Annotated in this window: 15 protein-coding genes; 3 read left to right on the top strand and 12 right to left on the bottom strand. The window is 44.3% G+C overall.

Annotation, left to right across the window (positions count from 1 at the left end):
* The first annotated feature begins 66 nt into the window (after positions 1-66).
* Positions 67-3234: a cytochrome c biogenesis protein CcsA gene (ccsA, locus tag J1N09_RS11580; RefSeq protein WP_265200376.1), complete on the top strand. Its 3168-nt coding sequence runs from the start codon at positions 67-69 to the stop codon at positions 3232-3234.
* Between the two features lie 106 nt (positions 3235-3340).
* On the opposite strand, the gene J1N09_RS11585 is transcribed toward ccsA, so the two are convergent.
* Entirely contained in the window at positions 3341-4654 is a 1314-nt protein-coding gene (locus J1N09_RS11585; RefSeq protein WP_265200377.1) for a 7TM diverse intracellular signaling domain-containing protein, read from the bottom strand.
* Between the two features lie 270 nt (positions 4655-4924).
* Positions 4925-6316 carry a class II fumarate hydratase gene (gene fumC / locus J1N09_RS11590; protein ID WP_265200378.1) on the bottom strand — a complete coding sequence of 464 codons (1392 nt, stop codon included), beginning with the start codon at positions 6314-6316 and terminating at the stop codon, positions 4925-4927.
* Positions 6317-6462: 146 nt separating this feature from the next.
* Between fumC and J1N09_RS11595 the strand changes: the two genes are divergently transcribed.
* On the top strand, positions 6463-6633 hold the full coding sequence (locus J1N09_RS11595) for a hypothetical protein (RefSeq protein ID WP_265200379.1): 171 nt from the start codon (positions 6463-6465) through the stop codon (positions 6631-6633).
* A 66-nt stretch (positions 6634-6699) separates the two neighbouring features.
* Here the strand turns inward: J1N09_RS11595 and J1N09_RS11600 are convergent, their stop codons facing one another.
* From J1N09_RS11600 to prfB, 10 genes are all read right to left on the bottom strand, one after another.
* Positions 6700-9180 (bottom strand): outer membrane beta-barrel family protein, encoded by a 2481-nt coding sequence (locus J1N09_RS11600; protein WP_265200380.1) that lies wholly within the window; start codon positions 9178-9180, stop codon positions 6700-6702.
* 75 nt (positions 9181-9255) lie between these two features.
* Complete coding sequence (arsC, locus tag J1N09_RS11605) at positions 9256-9597, bottom strand: arsenate reductase (glutaredoxin) (RefSeq protein WP_265200381.1); 342 nt, start codon at positions 9595-9597, stop codon at positions 9256-9258.
* A complete protein-coding gene (locus J1N09_RS11610; RefSeq protein WP_265200382.1) occupies positions 9594-10223 on the bottom strand; it encodes a YceI family protein in 630 nt (209 codons plus the stop codon). The genes arsC and J1N09_RS11610 overlap by 4 nt, the downstream gene beginning before the upstream one ends.
* Complete coding sequence (locus J1N09_RS11615; RefSeq protein WP_265200383.1) at positions 10220-10702, bottom strand: hypothetical protein; 483 nt, start codon at positions 10700-10702, stop codon at positions 10220-10222. The genes J1N09_RS11610 and J1N09_RS11615 overlap by 4 nt, the downstream gene beginning before the upstream one ends.
* 1 nt (position 10703) lies before the next feature.
* On the bottom strand, positions 10704-11681 hold the full coding sequence (locus J1N09_RS11620) for a carbohydrate kinase family protein (RefSeq protein WP_265200384.1): 978 nt from the start codon (positions 11679-11681) through the stop codon (positions 10704-10706).
* 21 nt (positions 11682-11702) lie between these two features.
* Entirely contained in the window at positions 11703-12323 is a 621-nt protein-coding gene (locus tag J1N09_RS11625; RefSeq protein WP_265200385.1) for an HAD family hydrolase, read from the bottom strand.
* A 1-nt stretch (position 12324) separates the two neighbouring features.
* On the bottom strand, positions 12325-12828 hold the full coding sequence (locus tag J1N09_RS11630; protein WP_265200386.1) for a cupin domain-containing protein: 504 nt from the start codon (positions 12826-12828) through the stop codon (positions 12325-12327).
* Between the two features lie 3 nt (positions 12829-12831).
* Complete coding sequence (locus J1N09_RS11635; RefSeq protein WP_265200387.1) at positions 12832-13920, bottom strand: amidohydrolase family protein; 1089 nt, start codon at positions 13918-13920, stop codon at positions 12832-12834.
* 79 nt (positions 13921-13999) lie between these two features.
* Positions 14000-14704, bottom strand: a complete 705-nt coding sequence (locus tag J1N09_RS11640) for a hypothetical protein (protein WP_265200388.1) — start codon at positions 14702-14704, stop codon at positions 14000-14002.
* Between the two features lie 21 nt (positions 14705-14725).
* Positions 14726-15833 (bottom strand): peptide chain release factor 2 gene (gene prfB / locus J1N09_RS11645; RefSeq protein WP_265200389.1). Its coding sequence is split into 2 segments (ribosomal slippage): positions 14726-15769 and positions 15771-15833, totalling 1107 coding nucleotides; the frame shifts between segments, so codons are not numbered across the junction.
* A gap of 103 nt (positions 15834-15936) precedes the next feature.
* Here prfB and J1N09_RS11650 point away from each other — a divergent pair.
* Positions 15937-18345, top strand: coding sequence for a zinc-dependent metalloprotease (locus tag J1N09_RS11650; protein ID WP_265200390.1), 2409 nt, complete (start codon positions 15937-15939; stop codon positions 18343-18345).
* The last annotated feature ends 2 nt before the right edge of the window (positions 18346-18347 follow it).

Below are 18347 nucleotides of genomic sequence, written 5' to 3' on the forward strand. Positions count from 1 at the left end.
AATACACTTAACAAAATTTAGTAGTAGGAATGCTCACAATTGGCTAAATTTGCAAAAAATTTGCAAATGCAAAAGAAGCTGGCTTCCGTTCTTTTTTCTACACGTCTAACCGCAATTTTGTTTATCGCTTTTGCCATAGCCATGGCAGTTGGGACTTTCCTTGATGCTTCGGCCGAAACATCGCCAACACCCTATACTCGAGAACTCGTCTACAATGCCTGGTGGTTCGAACTCATCATGGTGATGTTCGTGATCAACTTTGTAGGGAATATCTTCAGATTTAACTTACTCCGAAAGGAAAAGTGGGCTACGCTAACCCTGCATTTGTCCTTTATCCTTATCCTGGTTGGGGCTTTCGTTACTCGGTATATCGGTTATGAAGGTAGAATGAGCATACGGGAAGGAGCCACCGAAAACACTTTTCTTTCCGAACACACTTACCTCACCATGTTCATCGACGGCGACTACGAAGTGGATGGGGTGCCCATGAGAAGGAATGTTGATCCAGAAAAACTGCGTTTGTCCGAAAGGCTAAATAACGACTTTGAGATACGAACAGATTACAACAAACAACCGGTAACGGTGGTGTATCGGGATTTTATCAAAAATGCTGAGGAAGGGCTTATTCCCTCCGAAGATGGAGAAGAATACCTTAAAATTGTAGAAGCCGGAGATGGAACCCGTCATGAGCATTGGTTGAAGAGCGGACAGATAACAGAGATCCATAATCTTCTTTTCGCACTTAATATGCCTACAGACGGTGCCATCAATGTGATGGTGGATTCCATTGGGAATTATACTCTTAGAACTCCGTTTGAGGGGAGTTATATGAGAATGGCCGACCAACAACGGGGCAGTGTAGCTATAGATAGTATTCAGCCGCTCCAACTGAGGTCCCTCTACCAGATGGCAGGTACCTCCTTTGTTTTTCCTGAAGGAATTACGAAAGGAAGAATGGGTGTTGTGAAAGCTACCGAAGGACAAAAGACAAACAAGGATGCGCTAATTGTGGACGTGATCTCCAATGGAGAGGTTGAGAGGGCCGAATTGTTGGGAGGTATGGGCTCTTTCCCCAACCCCAAAAAAGTTTCAATAGCCGGGCTGGACGTATACCTGGCCTATGGTTCGAAGAAATACGAATTGCCTTTCAGTATTACGTTGAACGATTTCATCGCAGACAAATATCCGGGTACCGAAAATGCCTACTCTGCCTTTAAAAGTAAGGTGACGGTAAACAATTCGGAGAAAGAATTCTACGACTATGATATCTACATGAACCACGTACTGGATGAAGGCGGCTACCGTTTCTTCCAGGCGAGTTTCGATCCGGATGAAAAAGGAACGGTACTATCAGTAAACAAGGACTGGTGGGGTACCTGGATCACTTATATCGGGTATTTCCTGCTGTATTTTGGGTTGATGGCGATCCTTTTTGACCGGAATACACGCTTCGGGTTTTTGAAGAAAACGCTCGATAAGATCAAAAGAAAGAAAGCTGCGCTGAGTATCTTGTTTTTCTTCGGAATGATGAGCGCAGGAATGGCGCAGGACACGCACCGGCATGCAGAAACCAACCGTGAACAGCTGGACTCCATCATCGCAGCTAATATGGTAAGTAAGGAACACGCTGCCAAATTTTCGGAGCTGGTGATACAGGACGAGGGTAGAATGAAACCGGTGAACACCTATGCCAGTGAATTACTTCGGAAAATAAGCCGGAAGAACTCCTATAACGGTATGGATGCGAACCAGGTATTTGTTTCAATGACCGAAATGCCCCGCGTATGGCTGGAAGTGCCAATTATTTATCTAAAGCGCGGAAATGACAGTTTACGAAAGGTGCTTGGTGTGCCTGTAGATGCCAAACGTATCGCAATGATAGACCTGTTCGATGAGCAGGGGAACAACAAACTGGAACCTTACCTTGAGGAAGCTACGCGGAAGAACAATCAGAACCAGTTCGAGAAAGATTTTATAAAAACCTACGAGAGTGTTTACCTGATGAACCAGGCGCTGAGCGGCAGTATACTGAAGATCTTCCCGGTTCCAAATGACGAGAACAACAAATGGGTAGCCTACCCGGAACTGAACGAGGCGAATTTCAAAGGGATGGATTCTGTTGCTACCAGGACTATTTTGCCCGCCTATTTTCAGTCCATACGGCAAGCACGAATAGATGGGGATTATACCCAGGCGGAAGAGATATTGGACGGATTGGCCAAGTTCCAGATGAAGTTCGGTAGTGAGGTGATGCCTTCAGAAACCAAGGTCAAAGCAGAGATCACCTATAACAAACTGGATATATTCAACAAGCTGTATAAATACTTCCTGCTCATTGGAGGTGTAATGTTTATCGCGATAATTCTTCAGATATTTTCGGATAAAAAGACCTATCACTGGATCATCCGAATTTGTAAGTATATCACCTGGCTTTTCTTTATTATGATGACGGCCGGACTGATCCTTCGCTGGTATATCAGTGGGCATGCCCCCTGGAGTGACGCTTACGAATCCATCATCTATGTTGCCTGGGCAACAGTCTTCTTCGGATTAGCCTTCGGAAGGAAAAGTCATCTAACGATCGCCTCTACGGCTTTTGTTGCAAGTATTATTCTATGGGTGGCAAACCAGAGTTGGCTCGATCCATCTATTGCGAACTTGCAGCCGGTTCTGGACAGTTACTGGTTAATGATACACGTAGCCGTGATCGTTGCGAGTTACGGTCCTTTTACTCTAGGGATGATACTGGGAGTGGCGGCTTTGTTGCTCATGCTGCTAACTACTAAAGGAAATAAGATGCGGATGGACCTGAATATCAAAGAGATTACCGTGATCAATGAAATGGCCTTAACTGTTGGTCTGGTAATGCTCACTATCGGTAACTTCCTCGGCGGCCAATGGGCCAACGAAAGCTGGGGTAGGTACTGGGGCTGGGATCCTAAAGAGACCTGGGCGTTGATCAGTATTATGGTATATGCCTTTGTGATCCATATGCGCCTGATACCGGGATTGAAAGGAAGATGGTTGTTCAACGTAATGGCAATTTTTGCTTACGCTTCGATCATGATGACCTACTTTGGGGTGAATTTCTACCTAACCGGCTTGCATTCCTATGCGAGTGGTGATGTTCCGGTAACGCCAACCTTTGTGTGGTACATTGTAGGTTTCTCGCTCTTGTTAAGCACCTTTGCGTATTTCAGTTATAAAAAGCACTACAAAACAAAAAAAGGATAGGCCTTCGGGCCTATCCTTACTCACCATTAATTGAATTAGGCTGAGATAGTGAGCCGCTGTGCAAAAGGTCTCTGGTGTGAACCTCGCTTAAGACAACGGTTCTCAGTTAATTGTATATGTAGTCCGCCTGGGCGTCTACCATTCTGTAATCCTCCTGGATCTGTTCGCTTATCTCCAGTTTGTGATAGAGTTCTTTTGTTACTTCCTCTACTTCGGATTCCGTGATCTTTAATTTTCTTGCGATCTTGGTATTATCTTTTCCTTCAGAAATGTACTGAAGTAGCTTAATTTCAAAACCGTCCAGGTCGTAATGCATGATCAGGTTTTCAAGATATACCTCCTCCATAAGTTGCATGGCATTCTTTCGGTTCATGATCTCCTGGCGCTTCAGGAAAATGCGTAATTCGGTTTGTCGCAATTCGTTTTCATCCTTTATAGCCCTCATCCTGTACACTATGGCGTAGGATAGCATGAGCATTTCAGCAATGATCGCTGCTTTCAGATGCGATGGCTGTGTCATTAAAAACTCCAATCCCAGATTCCTCATCACGAAATAGTCTATAGCGAATAACAAAGGGATACTCAGGGCAATAACATAAAATTTCGGGTAATTCTTTTTGCTGAACAAATACACTCCCGATAGAAAGTAAGTACCCAGGACAGCGTAAGAAATCATCATAGCGGAAACCGCCACGGCTGAAGAACCTGTTATAAAACTCATGATCATCAGAACCCCGGCTATACCGAATAAGGCCGAAGCAACCCATCGTAGCTTAGGGAAGACTTCAGAAAGAATAAGATATCTAGAAGCAAACCAGCTGGCAAAGACACATGTGGCGAGTACCAGTAAAGATTCAACGGCCAGTGGATTTGCAAATTCGTTAAAACCTATTAGAAACATCAACCCATCACTGAAAAGCAGTAGGTTAACGGTAGCAAATAGTGTTATTGAATAGAAAAGAAACAACCTGTCATCGAATAGGAAGTAACAAACCAGGTTGAGTAGGATCACCATGATGGCAAAGCCGTAAAACATTCCTTGTCCGAAGGAAGCTTCTCTTAACTCCTGTGAATTTTCATAAGTACTCCTGGCTGTCGCATAATTTTTTCCAGAATTGCTTCTTACATCTGTAATATTTTTGTAGGAAAATTCCTCAACTCTTGAAAAATCACTTTTTCCGGGATTTTGGGCGGCCAGTTTATCTTTTACCGTTTTCGCGGCATGATTTGTGGCCGATTTTAATTCGACTTCAGCAATTTTTTTACTTTCGGTCTTAGGATTTGTCTTGAATGCTAATGTAGTATTAGCAAGGGATAGAGACGAATTAGTATTGTGTTCTACGTTGATGGCAGATGCGTTTTGAGGCATAAAAAGCATCAATAGCATACACAATGCGAGGGGTAGTAATCGTAGCCTCATAATAAGTAGGTTTTAATAATTTGGGTACAACAATATACACAAAAATTACATTTAATCTAATAAAAATGCATTTCGTCGATGTTTTTGCATAAAAAAACAGATTTACTTAAAGTAAACCTGTTTAAAGAAATTATCGATTCGGGTCTTTTCCTGTCAATTTGACCCTCTGCGCGTCAATCTAACCCTCTGTTTGTCAATCTGAATTTGATTCAGATTCTGAATTTAATTCAGAATGACAAAATCAAACCACTATTGTTGTATTAAAACAAATTAGTTACCCACCATATCTTCCGGTCGAACCCATGCATCAAATTCCTCAGCTGTGAGATAGCCAAGATTCACGGCCTCTTCTTTTAATGTAGTTCCATTCTTGTGTGCCGTGTTTGCGATTTCCGCGGCTTTGTAATAACCGATCTTCGTATTAAGCGCAGTTACCAGCATTAGAGAATTGTTCAATAACTCTTGTATGGTTTCGTGGTTGGGCTCGATACCCGAAGCACAGTGTTCGTCGAAAGAAACACAGGCATCCCCGATAAGTTGCGCCGATTGCAATATGTTGGCAGCCATCATAGGTTTGAAGACATTCAATTCATAATGTCCCTGTGCACCTCCCACGGCAATAGCAACATCATTTCCGATAACCTGTGCACACACCATGGTGAGTGCTTCACATTGTGTAGGATTTACTTTCCCCGGCATAATAGAAGATCCCGGTTCATTGGCAGGGATGGTAATTTCCCCGATCCCACTTCGTGGGCCACTGGCCATCATCCTGATGTCGTTGGCGATCTTGTTAAGTGATACCGCTAACTGTTTAAGCGCCCCATGAGATTCTACGATGGCATCATGTGCCGCGAGTGCCTCAAATTTATTTTCTGCAGAAACAAATGGCATCCCGGTGAATTCAGCAATGAAAGATGCTACCTTATTGGCATATCCTTCGGGTGTATTTATTCCGGTTCCAACTGCTGTTCCACCTAACGCCAACTCTGAAAGGTGATCCAGGGTATTGCGAAGCGCCCTAAGTCCGTGATCCAGTTGTGAGGCATAACCACTGAATTCCTGCCCCAATGTAAGAGGTGTAGCGTCCATTAGGTGAGTACGTCCAATTTTTACAACGTCCTTGAACTCTTCCGACTTACGCTGCAATGTTTTCATCAATTGCTCCACGCCAGGGATGGTTACTTCAACGATCTTTTTATAGGCTGCTATATGCATCCCGGTAGGGAAGGTGTCGTTAGACGACTGAGATTTGTTGACGTCATCATTCGGTGCCAGTGTTTTGTCTCCTTCGCCAACTACATTTCCTGCGAGTTGATGCGCTCTGTTGGCGATGACCTCGTTCACGTTCATATTGCTCTGCGTCCCTGATCCAGTTTGCCAGATCACCAATGGAAACTGCTCGTCATGCTGTCCATTCAGAATTTCATCACAGACGGCGGCTATAAGGTCTCTTTTTTCTTCTGAAAGGACTCCAAGCTCACAATTTGTATAGGCTGCAGCCTTCTTCAGGTATGCAAATCCGTAAACGACCTCAAGTGGCATGGATGCCGGGCTACCGATCTTGAAATTGTTCCTTGAACGCTCTGTTTGTGCTCCCCATAGCTTGTCGGCAGGCACCTTTACCTCGCCCATGGTGTCCTTTTCTATTCTGTAATTCATAGTGGAAAAATTGAAGTACAAAAATACGAAATACGCCTATCTCACTCAAATGAATGGTTGTTTATTTACTGTGAATAAAATGGGTTCAATTGCTATAATTTCTGAAAAAATCATTTTATCTTTGCCAAAACAAAACACAGGCTATCATGGAATTTGATCAATATTTAGGATTTTTAGCATTCTTAACCATCTTAACAATCGGATTTTGGTTAATGATTTTCCTTGTTGCTTTCATCCCTTACTGGATAGGTGGGGCGCTGTTAGAGAACATGAAACTAAAACGTGAAGCCAGAAGACAAGCAGAAGAAGACCTGTAAATAACTCCCACAAAATTAAAAAGGAAGCCATTGGCTTCCTTTTTTTATACTATATATCCTAGTTTATTATCCTTCGAATCCTTCGTCCTCGAAACCGCCACCATTTTCACGACCTCGTTCACGTTGCTTCTTCTGGTTGAATCTGTAGGTAAGGGAAAGGTTAAATGAACGCTCTCTCCACTGGAATTCGGAATCCGAGATAAACGTTTCAGTTTCGGTAACCGAAATTCTCTTCCTTGAATTAAACAGGTCACGAACATTGAACCCAACGGTTGCATTGTCGTTGAACAACTCCTTACTAAAAGCAAGGTTGAAAGACAGTATACCCTCAAACTCAGTTTGGGCGTTGTTCCGAGGTCCTCGGTAAAACGCATTGGTCTGCCAATCGATCTTAGCGGGTAGGGAAACTTTAACACTGGCACGTGAAAACCAACTGGTATTTTCTGCGCCATAGTCAATTCCGTTGAATTCCCCTTCAGTTGAAAACCTGAAGAAATTAAAACTACCGTTAAATCTTAGCCATTTTGCGGGGTTGTAAAGTATACCTGCTTCGAACCCGATTCTTTCATTTGTTGAGAGGTTGATCGGTAAGGTCCTGATAATTGGTATACCGTTAGGGGTTAATTCACCCGTATCTTCCTGGATTCGTTCGAATGAATCTGTTTCATACTGGTAATAAACCGAGGAAGTTAGAGTGATCTTGTCCCACCTTTTCAAGTAGCCCAGGTCGAAAGCACTAGCATATGCGGGGTCAAGTCCGGGATTTCCCTGGAATACATTGGCCTCACTCGAACGTGATGGAAAGGGATTCAGGAACCACGACCGCGGCCGATTGATCCTTCTGTTATATCCTAAAGTTATGTTCTCCCGATCACCGATCTCATAGATGAGATTTACCGTGGGGAATAGTCCGAGGTAATCCTTGTCAAAATCCAGATCGAAGTCATTTGTCGTTGAATTAATGTTTTCTGCAGAAACATCACCTTTTAACACAGTACTTTCCATACGCAGCCCCAGGAGGAAGGAGAACTTTCCATACTTGTTTCCGTACTGGGTATAGAGTGCATTTACATCTTGTCGAAAGTTGAAAATATTTGAAAGACTATCATTCCGCACAAAATTTCCCGTAGTTTGGTTTTCATCGAATACTGAGAAGTCGGTGTTTGTCTCCTCGAAGTTCCCGCGGTAACCTGCTTCAAATTGGGCATTTTCCCCAATAGGAAGTACATAATCGACCTGTGCCAGGTATTCTGTCTGGTCCTCAACAGTTGAAACGATTTCCGTGGGAAGATCGGTTGCGGTTGGAAATGATACGAATTCCAGTATATCCGCACTCTCAGTTTCATCACTTATTTCATACTGGAAATCAATCGTCAGTTCCTGCCCGTCATTGTCGAACTGGTTCCTGTAATTCAGTGCCAATTGATAATTATTGTCATCTTCCGTTTCCAGTTCTTCACGAATGGTTGTGATGGCAAGTGCGTTGTTTCGGTCGAACTCGTTGGTGATATTGGTTGTGAGATCATCATCGTTCCCAATTCTAATAAAGCCCGAAGCTGTGATCGAAGAACTTTCGGTGAGGAAATACTCCATACCCAGGTTGGAATTGAAGTTCCTACCCACACGATCGTAATCCCTATCTTCCCGTACGAGAGGGTTGTCGCGCTCTAAAGAGAAATACCGGTTTTCGAAAAAAGCATTACCGGGAGATTCGCGATATCGGAATCCGGTCGTACTGAAAATATTAAAGTTGTCGGTACGTAGATTCACATTTCCATTGATACCCGCCGTCCAGGGATAACCGGCATTGGCGATAATGGAGCCGTTAAGACCTCGGGTTTTCTCTTTACGCAGCACTATATTCAGGATTCCGGCTGTTCCTTCGGCATCGTATCTCGCCGATGGAGAAGTGATCACTTCTACTCGTTCTATGGCCTCAGCAGGCAGTTGTTGTAGAGCATCGGTTGATCCGAATCCCGCCAGTGCGGAAGGCCTCCCATTGATCAGTATCCTCACATTTTCGTTTCCTCTAAGCGATATTGCCCCTTCTACGTCTACCGTTACCGAAGGAACGTTATTCAATGCGTCACTAACTGTAGCTCCACTTGTGGTAAGGTCTTTTCCAATATTATAGATCTTTTTGTCCAGTCGGATCTGTACTTCCGTCGTTTCGGCGCGCACCACTACTTCGTCCAGGCTTTCCGTGTTCATTTCCATATATACGGGGGGCATTTCCATATTCTTGTCGATGACCTGGTTAGTAAGCTTGATTTGCTTAAAGGAAATAAAATCGAATTGTATGGTATAGGTGCCTTCAGGAACTTTAAAACTGTACATTCCGTTCATGTCTGTAATACCACCGGCAACAACTTCACCATTGCTGTCCAGGAAAGCTACTGATGCATATTCCAGGGGTTGATTGCTACCCTTTTCAAGGACTTTACCAGTCACTTTGTAATCCCGTTCCACTCCGGGATCGGGATTGGAGGGTTGCCCAAATGCGAGCAATGTGAATAATGAAATTAACAGGGTTATGGATGGTTTCATTCGAAGGATTTTGCCTTTAGACCACGAAAATAGTCCTAGGTTTTACCTCGTACAGCCAATCTTTTGTTAAATATTCTATAAGATATTTAAAACGTTTTCGGGGGGCCTGCCTAAGGCCGCTTTACCATTTTTTATAACGATGGGTCTTTCTATAAGTTTCGGGTTTTTCACCATAGCGGAAATGATCTCAGTATCGCTCATAGACTGCCCTTTGTAATTGTCTTTCCAGATTTGTTCGCTCTTTCTCACCAGCTCTATAGGAGACATATTCAGCTGTTTGAGGATTTTGCCCAGTTCGGCTTCGGAAGGCGGATTGTCCAGGTATAGGACTATGTCTGTGGATTCATTTCGTTCCTCAAGTAAGGCCAGTGTTTCCCTGGATTTGCGGCAACGCGGATTGTGATAAATAGTTGTCATTCTTCTTTTTTTGGTTCTTTTCTTTTCTTCGTCCAGAAATCTATCTCAACGTCGATTACCTCGCTAATAAAATTTTCGATAGAGGTATGCTTAAAGTCATTCCCAACGCCATGAGCTGTTCGGTCTACACTGAATCGCGCCGAGATTCCGAAGGTATTTTTACCATCCATTCCATTTACAACAAAGGGGATTTCGGTTTCTTTGCTCACTCCATGAAGTATAAGATCTCCAATCGCCTTATAACCATCATCCGTTTTTTCAATTCTGCTACTTGCGAAAGTAATCTCAGGATAAGTTTCGGTATCAAAAAAATCAGTACTTCTCAGGTGCTCATCCCTTCCGTCAATCCCTGTATCTATACTGGCCGACTTTATTGAAGCAGAGAGTGTCGATTTTGTGAAATCTTCATCCACATAGTCCAGGTCGATGGTATACTCATTGAATTTTCCCGTGACCCGGGTAATCCCATTGGCGATAGGTACTGAGAACAAAAAGGAGGAATGGTTGGTCTCTGCGGTCAACTTTCTAACTTCAGTGGGTGTTCCTGTGAAGGATAATAGGAGCAATGACATGACCAGAAGCAGCAGTGACCCTCTGACGGCCTGTTTTTTAATTAATGATCTCATAGTTTTTCAATTAATGAATTGAGCTCTTGTTTGTAATCGTACTGAAGGTCTTCGTGCAGTGCTTTTATCTTGGATTTGATTAGATCCACCTGTCTGTAAAACACATTCATCATTACTCTGTTGTTCCGTATGGAAGGCTTGAATTCCAGCAGCCTGGTGCAATAGAAGAGAAGGAGCTCCACTTCGGTTTCCTTTACATCTGAGTAGCGTATGAATTTTTTTGTTTCCCTGAGAATTCTCCTTAGGCTCTTCTTGATGTAGTAACTACTTGAGATATTGATCTCAAGGAGTCGTTCGTCGATATATTCCTTAATATGGTGAATATAAGCTGCTTCATCCTCTCTCTCGAACAATAAATAGGTAAGCAGTTCTTTGTTTTCTTTTTTGAATCGCGACAGTCGAAGGCAGAGTTGTTCCAACTCCTCACTGCTGCGATATTTCAGCTCTTTTTTGATCTGTGCGGCCGTGGCGGCTTTCATCTTAGGAATAGGTCTTATCCAGGATAGCCTGGGTCTCTTTCAGCGACTTGAATACATCGAAGGTCTTTCCTTGCGTTCGCTGGGCTCCCATAGCATTTCCGAACTGGGCAGCTTTGATGGGATCCTCCGGTGCCAGTAACAGACTGAATGCAATACCTCCTGCAAAGGAGTCACCACAGCCCGTGGTATCCACAACATGTTCAACAGGTACGGAAGGCACCAGTTGCTGTTTTAATTTATTGTTTTCGAGGGTATACACCATCACTCCGCGTGAATCAAGTGTAACGAACAGGGACTTGAGCTGATGCCTCAGGCAATGCTCGGCGAAGACGGGTAGTTGCTCCATGGCGATCTCGTCGTTGTGCTTGAGTTCTTCAAGGGTATATTCATTCTGAAACCAACTGCAATTAGCCTCTTCAAGATTCATTTTCAAGACGTCGATATACGGTAGCCACAGATCACGATCTACCCAAAACTTGGTTACTCGCTCTCCTTTTGTGGTTAAGGCTGTGGTTGGGCCATGAGCATCAAAAACGATGGCCGCGTTGCTGTTTTTCTTTATATACTGAATGGTATCCAGCGGTACTTCAAAATCAGTGACCGGAACGCAGACAAAAACCTCGCAATCCAGGAGGTCTTTTATATCTTCAGGCATTATGGGCTTCATAAAAGCCGTTTGTGTTTCAATGCGGTTGTTCTGATCCGTAAATTTTAATTGAATAACATCACCCCTGTCTTCTTCCGAAGAAATATAAGAGGTATCGATATTTTTATAGCTACTGAAAAGATCCTTGATACCCGCTTCATCACTCTTCCGAATATGAGTAACCGGATACACAACGTCATCCGGACCGAGCAGATTGGATAAGGCAATCGCAGTGTGCGTCACGCATCCATACTTCTGAATAACCTCATTGTTATGAGTTACAATATAATCTCTGGGAATGGGTCCCAGCACTGCTACTTTCCTCTTGTTCATTCTCTAAATTTACTAAAAATCCTACATCCGTATACCTAAATCCTCAAGTGATTTCCGAAGGTCCTGAGCACCAGTAAAATGTATACCTTTTATACCAACCACCTCACAACCATCCACGTTTTTTATGCTGTCGTCAATGAACACTGCTTCTGAAGCATTGATATTGTAGCGGGACAACATCAATTCATAGATATCGCGAAAGGGCTTCCGCATACCTTCATCACCACTAACGAGGATTCCCTCAAACCATTGAAGCCAATCGAATTTCGCGATAGCCTTCGGAAAGGTCTCCCCACTCCAGTTGGTTAGTGCCAGAACACGGTAATCGGGATGATTTACCAGATGTTCCAATATTTTAAGTGTATCATCGTGTGTAAATCCGAGCATCTCTTCCCAGCGACCATAGTACATACGGATTAATTCTTCGTACTGCGGAAACATGGCAACACGCTCTTCCGTAGCCTTGGCCAGGGGGTAACCTGCGTCCTGGTTGGCATTCCATTCCCAGGCGCATATCTCATTCAAAAACCAATTCATCTTGTCACGATCACCCCTGAATTCCTTCAGGTAGACGTATTCCGGGTTCCAGTCGATAAGTACTCCTCCCAGGTCGAATATGATAGTCGAAAAATCTCTTGTCATCTTACGAATGTGTTAACTTGGTGATTATATCTTCCAGATGCGGAAATTGTGTAATCAGTTGCGCACGATCTGGCATTACAAAATCATCGAAGTCGAATCCAGGCGAGACTGTGCATCCTAACAGTGAGAAGCTGTTTTCTTCAGCCACTTCAGAAGCAAACCAATAACCTGCCGGAACAGTGATTTGGGGTACATCCCCTTCGGAAAGAGCGTTTCCAATTCTTACGACTTTGTACTCACCATCAGGACTGATCATATGTAAATTCATAGGTGAGCCATCGTAAAAATGCCACATCTCATCCTGGTTGATTTTATGAAACGCCGAAAACGATTCCGAAGTAATTAAAAAATAGATCCCAGTGGAGTAATTCCTATCACCCGTAAATGGTTGGCCTAATACCTCCTTCGGAATGGTTCCTTCACTGCGATACGTCTCGCGATAGTAACCACCTTCGGGATGGGGATTCAAATCCAATGCCTTTATGATCTCCTGAACTTTGTCCATGAGTTAATCCTTTGGAAATAGGCTGGCGTCCAGTCCGGGAACTATACGCAGGGCGTTCTTGTAATACACCTTTTTTAAAACTTCATCCGGTAAGTCCATGCCGTACATAGCCCAGAACGCATGGTATTTTTTGTGATATGGGAAATATTCGTCATCCGTCTCCAGCACCCTGAAATAGGTTGGGAATTCTTCCGGTTTCCAACTGTCTTTTCCAAATAGGATCCTATCCTGGTATTTGATAAAGAAAGCTCTCGCATTACGCGGTTGGCGGCCCAATTCTGCTATGATAGCACCAATTCCAACGTTCATATTCGGCATTTCATCCAGGAGTTCACCCAGCTTTCCAAGGTCGTTGGCATACCATCCCATGTGAGCGTTAATGAAGGTTGTGTTTGGATGCTTTTTAAACATATTGTGTTGTTCGGCGATTAGCTTTTCCCAAGGCGCAGGATCTGTAGCACTTCGCTTTCTTCGTGGTCGCAATTTCAGTTCGAGCCAGCGTTCGTTATCCCCATCGAATTCGTCCCAGAAAGGTTTGGGATCGGCTGTGTGGATTAATACCGGGATGCCTAACTCTCCACACTTGGCCCAGATAGGGTCCAATCGCGGATCATCCACCTGAACTCTATTGCCATCAGCATCCTTGTATCGCAATCCCAGGCTCTTGTATATTTTTAGACCTTTAGCGCCACTCTTAACATCTTCTTCCAGTTGGGCAACCGCATTTTCTGTCCAGCCGGGCGTGCCCACACCATCGAAATCTACATTGGCAAAGACCACGAAACGGTTGGGATAGTTGTTCTTGATATTGGCAACCGACTTTTTAAGATCATCTCCTGAACGACCGCTGAGGTTCACCATGATCTGCAGGTTCAGTGTGTCCATTGCGGCTACGACGGGCACCAGGTCCTGGTTAGGCATACGGTATTGGTGTCCGTGAACATCGATGAAAGGGAATTTAGCTTTTAGAACGGGTTCTCCCGGCACCACCAGGGTGGAGGAGGGGTTGTATTCTTCAAAGGTGAGGTCCTGGGCGAAGGTAATGACCGATAATAAAAGCCCTACAAAAAAAGGTAGCCTGGTTAGTTTCATGTGATTGTATTTGCCCTCTAAAATAGTGGGTTGCGACTATTCAGAAAAAATATTAGTACGGCTTTAACGAATTAATGCACTATTGGCGGTCTCCGATTCGATAATAAATATTGAAGCCAAAACTAAAATTAAACCCAACCACAGTTCCTTCCTCTCTGCGGAATGCTTCGAAAAAGCCCAACTCATCCTCAATATCATTGAGTTCAAAACGCGGATCAATAGCATTTGAAAAACTTACATCCCGAACTCTGAACCCGATTCCGCCATAAATATTAATTCCGAAATCTTTGAAGATCGGTATCATGCCGCCTCCTTTTATATTAAGGCCGTACTTCTTTCTATTGTAGTCAATACGCTCGTATCGAACCACAAATTCCGAAGATTCCTCGGGATAGTAGAAATCACTATCGAGCGTCTGATTGTGATCCATGTAGAAAAATTCGGCCGAGACATAAGGTTTGGATTTTTTCTTAGGGTGTGTAAACAGGAAAAGTTGAGGTCTTATTTCCCAGAATTGATAGTCACTACCTTCGTTATTTGAAGAAACGAATAAGGAGTATCCACTGAATCCATAGCCTGCCGCGAGACCAACTTTCCATTTTTCACTCATTCCCCAAATATATCCCACACGAAGTCTGGGGGAAATAAAATCGAAAGGAGTAGAGAGATTGAAAAGTGCATAGGATTCACTCCCCGTGGCGGTTGAATCAGTCTTGATCTCCTGTGCTATTGTCGTTTGGACAAAGGCAGTAATAAACAGCGAAATGATAAGGAGGTTCTTCAATAGAGGGGCTTTTCTAATTGTTTACAACTCGTTCTCCTTTTCGCCTTGCCCGGTCATCATTAAATAGGCTTTTAAAAATGCATTTATATCGCCATCGAGCACCGCATCCACGTTTCCGGTTTCGTGCTGGGTACGAACGTCCTTGATCAGCTTATAAGGATGAAGCACATAATTACGAATCTGTGAACCCCATTCTATGGCCATTTTTCCGGCTTCGATCTCGTCCCTGGCTGCCTGTTGTTTTCGCAGTTCGATCTCATAAAGCTGGGATTTCAGCATTTGCATCGCCTTTTCACGGTTCTCCAGTTGTGATCTTGTTTCTGAATTGTGGATCACGATCCCGGTAGGGTGGTGAGTAAGGATTGCCTTTGTTTCCACCTTATTTACATTCTGACCCCCGGCTCCACTACTACGAGCGAAGTCCCATGAAATTTCCGAAGGATTGATATCGATCTCTATACTATCATCTGCTAGCGGATAGACATATACGCTGGCAAAACTGGTGTGGCGTTTCGCATTGCTGTCGAACGGTGATATGCGCACCAGTCTGTGCACGCCGTTCTCGCTTTTCAACCAACCAAAGGCATAGTCGCCGTCGATTTCCAAAGTAACAGTTTTTATACCCGCTACATCACCTGACTGGAAATTGAGCTCCTTCACGGAGAAGCCGTTCTTTTCGGCCCACATGAGGTACATACGCATGAGCATCTGTGCCCAGTCGCAGCTTTCGGTACCACCGGCACCAGCTGTGATCTGAAGTACTGCGGAAAGGTCATCTCCCTCATCACTCATCATATTTCTGAATTCCAGGGTTTCAATGGCCTCGAGAGCTTCCTGAAAACGATTTTCTACATTTTCGGCTTTGCCTTCGCCTTCTTTGAAGAATTCATAAATGACTTCAGCGTCATCGGTGAGAGTGACGGCTTTGTTGTAATCTTCCACCCACTTTTTCTTATTCCGAAGTTTCTTCATAAAAGCTTCGGCTTCCTGTGGGTTATTCCAGAAATTCGGGTCGTAGGTTTTCTCCTCGTCGTTGGAGATCTCTATAAGCTTGCCATCAACGTCAAAGATACCTCCTTAACGCATCCAGGCGATTTCTGAGATCGGTGAGCTGATCGGTTGTAATCATTTATTTGGATTTTCAACAAAAATAGGCTTTATGTTCGCAAGGCGAAATTTATTCTGAAGGATTTTTAGTAGTTTAGAGCACTCCCCAATATAAACATTTCAATATGAATAGATTTGTCTTCGCGGTTATCGCAATCCTGTGTGTAACATCTGTTTCAGCCCAATTCCTTTCAGAAAAAAAGAACCTTAAAAAATTCGAAGGATATTTCGATTTTCACTATTCGGATGATTCCGGTGAGATCTACCTGGAGGTGGATAAGCTCAATACTGAATTTCTCTATATACACTCACTTCGTACGGGGCTGGGTTCAAATGATATCGGTCTGGATAGAGGTCAGTTGGGTGGAGGAAAAGTAGTGAAGTTCATGAAAAGCGGGAACAAACTATTACTCATTCAACCGAATCTCGATTACAGGGCTAGTTCGAACAATAACCTGGAGCGTCGTTCTATAGAGGAGGCCTTTGCCAAATCCGTGATCTTTGGTTTTCCTATTAAGGAAACTCAGGGACAGACCTATGTGATCGATCTTACTCCATTTCTCATGCAGGACACCCACGGTGTAATCGACAGGTTAAAATCTATGAAAGAAGGTACGTATAAGCTGGATGCCAGTCGCTCTGCACTATGGATGGAACGTACCAAGGCCTTTCCGGAGAATGTGGAGTTCGAAGCAATGATAACCTATGTGGGAGAGCCAGAGGGTAGCAAAATTCGTTCTGTAGCTCCGGATTCGAAGTCGGTATCGGTTATCCAGCATCACAGTTTCGTGAAACTACCGGAAGCCGGTTATACCCCTCGAGTGTTCGATCCTCGCTGTGGTTCTTATCCAACCACCTATATGGATTACAGTACTCCAATCTGGGAACCCATTACAAAGCGTTTTGTAACACGCCATCGCTTAGAAAAGAAAAACCCAAAGGCAGAAGTAAGTGAAGCCAAAGAACCTATTATATATTATCTGGATCCGGGAACGCCAGAACCAGTGCGCTCGGCGCTACTGGAAGGAGCTGGTTGGTGGAACGAGGCTTTTGAGGCCATAGGCTACAAGGATGCCTTCCAGGTTAAGATGCTGCCACCCGAAGCCGATCCTATGGACGTAAGATATAATGTGATACAGTGGGTGCACCGTTCCACGAGGGGATGGAGTTACGGAGCAAGCATTACCGATCCCAGGACCGGAGAAATACTTAAAGGTCATGTGAGTTTGGGGAGTCTAAGGATTCGTCAGGATTTTATGATCGCGCAGGCCCTGATGAACCGCCCATTTGCCCAGAGCGATGCTAATGTGAAGCCCATGATGGACATGGCGCTTGCCCGCATTCGGCAACTTTCCGCTCATGAAGTGGGCCATACGCTTGGCTTTGCCCACAATTTCGCGGCCAGTACCAACGATAGGGCGAGTGTAATGGATTATCCCCACCCAACATTGAGTTTGAAAGATGGGGAAGTGGATTTCAGCAATGCCTATGATATCGGAATTGGAGAATGGGATAAGGTGACTGTTGCCTATTCGTACAGTGATGTACCCACAGGTTCTTCGGAAAAGGAATATTTAAGGGAGTTGTTGGACCGGGCATTTGCAAGCGGCATGAGATACATCACAGACAGTGATGCCAGAGCGAAAGGTGGTGCCCATGCAAAGGCACACCTTTGGGATAACGGAGTGCAGGCGCAGGTTGAACTTAATAATATCCTTAAGATAAGGGAGGCCGCCATCAGTAACTTTTCCGTAGACAACATTCCAAACGGACAACCGTTTACAAGCCTGGAAGATGTCTTTGTCCCCCTCTATTTCCTGCACCGATACCAGACCGAAGCGGCGGTGAAGCTAATAGGAGGCATGGACTACGATTACCAGATAAAAGGAGCCCAGGGAATCAAACAAATTCGGGTGGCAACGGCGGAACAGAAAATTGCTTTGGGAGAATTGATCAAAACGATTTCTTCAAAGCATTTAGCAATTCCGAAGCAGACACTGGACTTGTTTCCGCCACGGGCTTTTGGCTATGGAAGGGATCGCGAATCCTTCAGTAGCAGCACCGGTGTGACCTTCGATCCGCTGGCTGCTGCGGCTGCGGCTTCCGAAGTTAGCATTTCACTGCTCCTGCACCCTGAACGATTGAACCGACTGGTGCAGCAGAAGGCCATGGAGCCTAAAAACCTGGGAGTGGAAGAAGTAATAGATGCAATAATTTCTAACACCTTCTGGACCTCATCAAATGAATCCTACGAACAGGCAGTAATCGAAACGGTGCAATACGTTGCCTTACAACAATTATTAGGAGCACACTCAGATCCTGATGTAAGCCTCAAGGCTAAATCCGTGATCAGCGATCGCCTTGCAACCCTGGAGTCTGAATGGAAGGAAGGCAATCTATACCATAGGGAACTTGCCCGTACCTACCAGGCATACAAAGAAGACCCGGATGAGTTTAAAATCGACAAGGCTCCTAAGATTCCCGACGGCAGTCCGATAGGTATGGACTGCGCCGGACCAAATTACAATCATTAACA

Source organism: Aureitalea sp. L0-47, from assembly GCF_026126405.1.
In the GTDB taxonomy this organism is placed as follows: Bacteria; Bacteroidota; Bacteroidia; order Flavobacteriales; family Flavobacteriaceae; genus Pukyongia.